Annotated in this window: 7 protein-coding genes and 1 pseudogene; 4 read left to right on the plus strand and 4 right to left on the minus strand. The window is 71.0% G+C overall.

Going from position 1 to position 5,376, the window contains the following annotated elements; genetic code table 11:
* The 4 genes from ACWDEN_RS47740 to ACWDEN_RS47755 form a co-directional block, all read left to right on the plus strand.
* A partial coding sequence (locus ACWDEN_RS47740) for a metal ABC transporter permease (RefSeq protein WP_450864381.1) occupies positions 1 to 435 on the plus strand: 435 nt, incomplete at its 5' end.
* On the plus strand, positions 432 to 1,301 hold the full coding sequence (locus ACWDEN_RS47745; protein WP_450864383.1) for a metal ABC transporter permease: 870 nt from the start codon (positions 432 to 434) through the stop codon (positions 1,299 to 1,301). The genes ACWDEN_RS47740 and ACWDEN_RS47745, both read left to right, overlap by 4 nt.
* A 13-nt stretch (positions 1,302 to 1,314) precedes the next feature.
* Entirely contained in the window at positions 1,315 to 1,773 is a 459-nt protein-coding gene (locus ACWDEN_RS47750) for a Fur family transcriptional regulator (RefSeq protein ID WP_450864385.1), read from the plus strand.
* Positions 1,774 to 1,947: 174 nt separating this feature from the next.
* Entirely contained in the window at positions 1,948 to 2,592 is a 645-nt protein-coding gene (locus tag ACWDEN_RS47755; protein ID WP_450864387.1) for a polysaccharide deacetylase family protein, read from the plus strand.
* Here the strand turns inward: ACWDEN_RS47755 and ACWDEN_RS47760 are convergent.
* The 4 genes and pseudogenes from ACWDEN_RS47760 to ACWDEN_RS47775 form a co-directional block, all read right to left on the minus strand.
* On the minus strand, positions 2,582 to 2,776 hold the full coding sequence (locus tag ACWDEN_RS47760; protein ID WP_450864389.1) for a hypothetical protein: 195 nt from the start codon (positions 2,774 to 2,776) through the stop codon (positions 2,582 to 2,584). The genes ACWDEN_RS47755 and ACWDEN_RS47760 overlap by 11 nt on opposite strands.
* Before the next feature lie 120 nt (positions 2,777 to 2,896).
* Positions 2,897 to 3,306, minus strand: a pseudogene (locus tag ACWDEN_RS47765) (cation transporter); the annotation flags it as partial.
* Between the two features lie 25 nt (positions 3,307 to 3,331).
* A complete protein-coding gene (locus ACWDEN_RS47770) occupies positions 3,332 to 4,387 on the minus strand; it encodes an ABC transporter permease (protein ID WP_450864391.1) in 1,056 nt (351 codons plus the stop codon).
* Between the two features lie 662 nt (positions 4,388 to 5,049).
* Positions 5,050 to 5,376 (minus strand): SpoIIE family protein phosphatase (locus tag ACWDEN_RS47775; protein WP_450864393.1); only part of this gene is annotated, 327 nt, incomplete at its 5' end.

Raw genomic sequence — 5,376 nt, forward strand, 5'->3', positions numbered from 1 at the left:
GTGGTGCTCGCGGTGCTGGCGCTGATCGGGCGGCCGCTGCTGTTCGCGTCCGTCGACCCGCAGGTCGCCGACGGGCGCGGGGTGCCGGTCCGCGCCCTGTCGGTGGTCTTCCTCGTCCTGCTCGGCGCCGCCACCGCCGAGGCGAGCCAGATCACCGGAACCCTCCTGGTCTTCGCCCTCATGGTGATCCCGGCCGCCACCGCACAAGTCATCACCCCCCGCCCGGCGCTGGGCCTGCTCCTGGCCGTCCTCCTCGCCTTCGCCGCCACCTGGCTCGGGCTGACCGGCGCCTACTACTGGCCCTATCCCCTGGGCTTCTTCGTGACGACCATCGCCTTCGTCGGATACCTGCTCGCGCTGGGCCGGCGCTCACTGCACACGCTGCTCGGCAGCCGCACCGGTGCCCGGCTCACTTCCGCGGAGGCGACCGCATGACCGTCCTGCTAGCTTCCTCCCCCCTCTCCCAGCCGTTCTTCCAGCACGCCCTGCTCGCCGGGACCACCATCGCCGCCGCATGCGGCCTGGTCGGCTACTTCCTCGTCCTGCGCGCCCAGGTCTTCACCGGCGACGCACTCAGCCACGTCGCCTTCACCGGCGCGATGGCCGCCCTAGCCTTCGGCGCGGACCTGCGCCTGGGACTGTTCGCCGCCACCATCGCCATGGCGCTGCTCTTCGGCACGCTCGGCCGCCGTGCCCGCCCCGACGACGTGGTCATCGGGAGCGTCTTCTCCTGGATCCTGGGCCTGGGCGTGTTCTTCATCACCCTCTACACGACGTCCCGCAGCACCGCGAACGGAACCGCCGGCGTCAGCGTGCTGTTCGGCTCCGTCTTCGGTATCTCCTCCAGCAGCGCGGTCGTTGCAGCCCCGGTGGCCGCGGGGGTCGGGCTGATGGTGGTCCTCAACGCCCGGCCGCTGCTGTTCGCCACGCTCGACGAGGCCGTGACCGCCGCCCGCGGGGTACCGGTCCGGCTGCTCGGCTACGGCTTCCTCGCCCTGGCAGGCATCAGCGCCGCCGAGGCCACCCAGGCGGTCGGCTCCCTGCTCCTGCTCGGCCTGCTCGCCGCCCCGGCGGGCGCCGCGATCCGGCTCACCGACCGCCCCTACCGGGCACTCGCCCTCTCCGCCGCGCTGGCGGTCCTGGAGATGTGGGCAGGACTGTTCTCCTCCTACGCCGTGCCGAAGATGCCCCCGAGCTTCGCCATCATGGGCGTCGCCACGGCCGTCTACGCCGCGACGTTCCTGATACGACGGCCCGCTTCCAGCCCTCGTACGAGCACCGCCGTCCCCGCCGGCACATGAGCGAAGGCACCCGATGGAACGCGAGCGACAGCACGCCCCCACCCCCTTGGCCGACGTCACGCTCATCGGCCGCCACACCCAGCAACGCACGGTCGTCGTCGAGGCACTCATCCGGGCCGAGGGCTTCGTCGGCGCCCAGGCCCTCCACAACCAGCTCGCCACCGCCGGCTCACCGGTCGGCCTGTCCACGGTCTACCGCACCCTCACCGCGCTGGCCGCCGCCGGCCGGGCCGACATGATCCGCGACACGGGCGGTGAACGCCTCTTCCGCTACCGCCCGGGACCGGAACACCGCCACTACCTCATCTGCACCCAGTGCGGCCTGAGCCGGCCCGTCGACTCCGGCCCGGTGGAGGAATGGGCCGACACCATCGCACGGACCTGCGGGTTCGCGAACGTCCGGCACACGGTGGAGTTGTCCGGGGTGTGCCCGGACTGCGGCCGACGGCTGGCGGCGGCCGGACGGCCATGAACATACAGCGCAACCACCGTACGGGGTGATGCCGTTACACATGGCATGGAGAGCACAGGAAGTACACATGTCACCCGCCGGGCCCTGCTGTCAGTCGGCGGACTGATGTTTCTCAGCGCCTGCACAGCCCCTGGCGGTACGCCTGAACACACAGGGACGTCAGCACCCGACATCGTGAAGCCCACGCATCCGGGCGACTCTCACGCCAGCGAGCCGGCCCACGTCGAGCTGCCGGGCAGGCCGGAGTTCTACGTTCACCAGGGCCCGCGAGCCATCGCGCTGACCATCGACGACGGTCCGAACCCCGAATGGACTCCGCAGGTGCTGGACCTCCTGCACCGCTACGCCGTAACCGCCACGTTCTGCCAGGTCGGTGCCCGCGTCAGCGCGTACCCCAGCCTGGTGCGGGCGGTGGCCGACGAAGGCCACCTGATCGCCAACCACACCTGGACCCACGCCGACCTGGCCCGGGCATCCGCCGCGACCGTCCGGGCCCAGCTGGAACGCACCAGCGACACGATCGAGAAGGTCACCGGCCAGCGCCCCACGATCTTCCGCGCCCCCTACGGAGCCTGGTCGGAGCCGACCCTGGCCACCTGCCGCGAGATGGGCATGCGACTGCTGGACTGGTCCGTCGACCCCCACGACTGGTCACGACCGGGCACCGTGTGCATCGTCGAGCGGATCATGGCCCACGCCCATCCCGGATCGATCATCCTCGAACACGACGGCGGAGGCGACCGCTCCCAGACAGTGGCCGCCCTGCGCCTGGTGCTTCCCCGCCTGCTCGACGCCGGCTATCACTTCGTCACCCCGTAGGCGCCACCGCCGCCGGGGCGGCTACCACCTCGCCCTCGCTCACGCCGACCGCTTTCGTGGCGGCCAACGCGGTGGCGCCCGCGACGTACTGCGCCCCGGCCGCTTCCCGGCCGAGCGTGGCCGGCTTGGGCACCACCTGGGTCTCGGGCACGAGAACGTACTCGGCGTGGCTCCCCGGTCCCACCTCCGACTGAGCACCTCGGCGCCGGTGCGGACCGCCACGGCCGCGAAGTCGCTGCCCCGGCCGACGCAGGACGTCGCGGGAAAGCGTTCGGCCGGCGTGCCGAAGCGGATCGCGCCTCCGTCAACCGCAGCAGTCGCAATCTGAACTCAACCGTAGGCATCCGTTGCGTCCGCCTGCCGCCGGCCGGGGCTGGGTGCCACGGCTGCCGATGTCGCACAACACGCCTGTCCACGCCAGGCGTCGCGCCCCTCCTTCACCGCGATCGTGGCGATGACCAGGCCCGCGAGCGGATCGGCCCACGACCAGCCGAGCACGGCGTTGGCGACCAAGCCGACCAGCAGCACCGCCGACAAATAGGTGCAGAGCAGTGTCTGCTTGGAGTCGGCCACGGCGGAGGCGGAGCCGTGTTCCCGTCCGGCACGGCGCTGGGCCGCCGACAGGACCGGCATGCCCACGAGCGAGAGGGCAGCCAGCACAATCCCGGGCAGGGAGCGCGTCGCCTCGCCTGAGCCGGTCAGGGGCGTGACCGCCGGCGGCTGCGATGCGGCAGTGCGCTCATCCAACGCCGGGCATGGCGGCCTGTGCGGCCGCTCGGCTGGCGGGGTGACGTGCACGCCACACAAGGAAGACCGACAAGGCGACCAGGCACCACACGGCGAGCACCACATACGGCTCGACGTGCTGGTTGTGCGGGAAGTAGATGGCGTTGCGCTGGGCGTTCACCGACGCGCCCGGCGGCAGGAACCGCCCCAGAAAGCCCAGGACCGGAGGGAGCAGCGGCCAGGCCACCGCACCCCCGGACGAGGGGTTGCCGAGGATGACCAGCAACAGCCACGTCGGCAGCATCGCCCAGCGGCCCAGGAAGGTGTGGAACGCGGTGAAGATCATGCCCGCCGTGATCATAGTGAAAGTGCAGATTCCCCATGACTGGACGAACGGCAGCCGCACCACACCGAGCACCCAGTCGGCCATGACACAGATCCACAGGCCACCCAGCACGGAATAGCCGGCCGTTGCGGCGATACGCTCGGCGGGGCGCAGCGCCTGAGCATGCACCCCGAGTTGGATGGCACCGACGAAACCGAGGATGGTCGACCCCAGGGCGATATAGAAGAGAGCCAGCCCCTGCGGGTCCGTGACCGGAAGCGGTTTGACGTCCCTGACCTGCACCGGGATGCCCAGGGCCCGGCCCACCGCCGGGGCACTCTGGCCGAGAACCCGGGCGACCGACGCCCCCGCCGCGCTCGCCACATCGACCTCCACCCCGGCCGGTCGACGCTGCAGGATCGCGAACTCCCGCTGAGCGTCGACCGCGGCGAGGGCACTGCCGTAGTCAGGGTACGGATGAAGGACCAGCGACGTGCGGAGCGTGGTCTCCAGCGCGTTGGTGAACCGGCCGCCCGCGACCGACTTCCCCGTCACCGCGACGGGGATGCGATGCGGTACAGGATTGGCCATGGCCCAGCAGTAGGCGCCGACGAAGAGCCCGGCCAGGGCCGCGATGATCAGCGAGATCACCACCGCCGGCAGGAAACGCGACGACGTCAATCGCGGCCATCTGCCCTGTCGGGGCGGCTGAGGCGGCGCCGCCGCAGACCACCGCTCTCCCATGGCCGTGATCGTACGGTGGGCGCCGGGCGAGACTCGGCTGCCGCACCGCATGCGTCACCGGCATGCCGGAATACCGCAACGCAAACGAGCGCCGGCTCACCATGGTGTAGCGGTGCACAGCATTGCCCCCGTCCGCTCGGCTCACGGGTCCCACAGACCCCTCGCCATGCGATGCGGAGTGAGCGTGCCAGTGCCTGGCAGCAGGCGCCGGCCAGGCGGAGCGGTGCCCGTGGCGCCGTGGAGGTGACTCAAAGCAAACGAGCTGTCCAGGAGGTCCCACCCACATGCGCCAAGAGTGCAGCACCCAGTGCGGTCAGGCGCTGCACCGGCGCCGCCCCGTCGACTTGGCCGCAGCCTGATATTGGCCTCCACCTCGGCGGACAGGCGTGACGGGCTGCTCCGCAGGCGCTGAGAGCGGTCCAGCAGGCCGGACACGCCCCTCCTGCTCGAACCCGCCGCCAAGTGTGCAAGTCGTAGCAAGAAGCATCGTCCTGGATCTCAGCGGCGTTCTGCCGGAACCTCTCCGCCCCGCCCGGCTCGGCGTCGAAGAGAACGGTTGTTTCCGCCACCTCCCCGACCCATTTGCCGTAGTCAGGCTGCCTGGAAACGGCCGGGGGGCACGTCCGCCGGAGTCGACGCCCTGATGGGTGTCGGCAAGACGATCACGACACATGGGTCAAGGGCTCAGGACGGTCCTCCGCAACCGGCTTTGAGCCGGAGTCGAGTCGACGCCGGCCGTCGAGAAGGCTGGCCGTGGTGTGCGGTCGGTAGACGTGGTGAGCGCCGTAGCGTTCGATGGCCAGGAGAGCGGCGTCGTCGCCCGGTTCGTGGCCGACGTGCTCCAGCAGGTCGCGGTGGATGTGGCGGAGCAGGGCCTCGGGCCCGGACGTGGGGGCGGAGGCGGCGCGCTCGGTGAGGGGGTAGAAGGCTCCTTTGGGCGAGCGGGCTTCGGTGACGCCGTCGGTGTAGAGCAGCAGCATGTCGCCGTC

The organism is Streptomyces sp. NPDC001153, from assembly GCF_053598315.1.

Coding starts and splice junctions, on each gene's coding strand:
- ACWDEN_RS47745 (WP_450864383.1), top strand. CDS start 432: ATGACCGTCCTGCTAGCTTCCTCCCCCCTCTCCCAGCCGTTCTTCCAG.
- ACWDEN_RS47750 (WP_450864385.1), top strand. CDS start 1,315: ATGGAACGCGAGCGACAGCACGCCCCCACCCCCTTGGCCGACGTCACG.
- ACWDEN_RS47770 (WP_450864391.1), bottom strand. CDS start 4,387: ATGGGAGAGCGGTGGTCTGCGGCGGCGCCGCCTCAGCCGCCCCGACAG.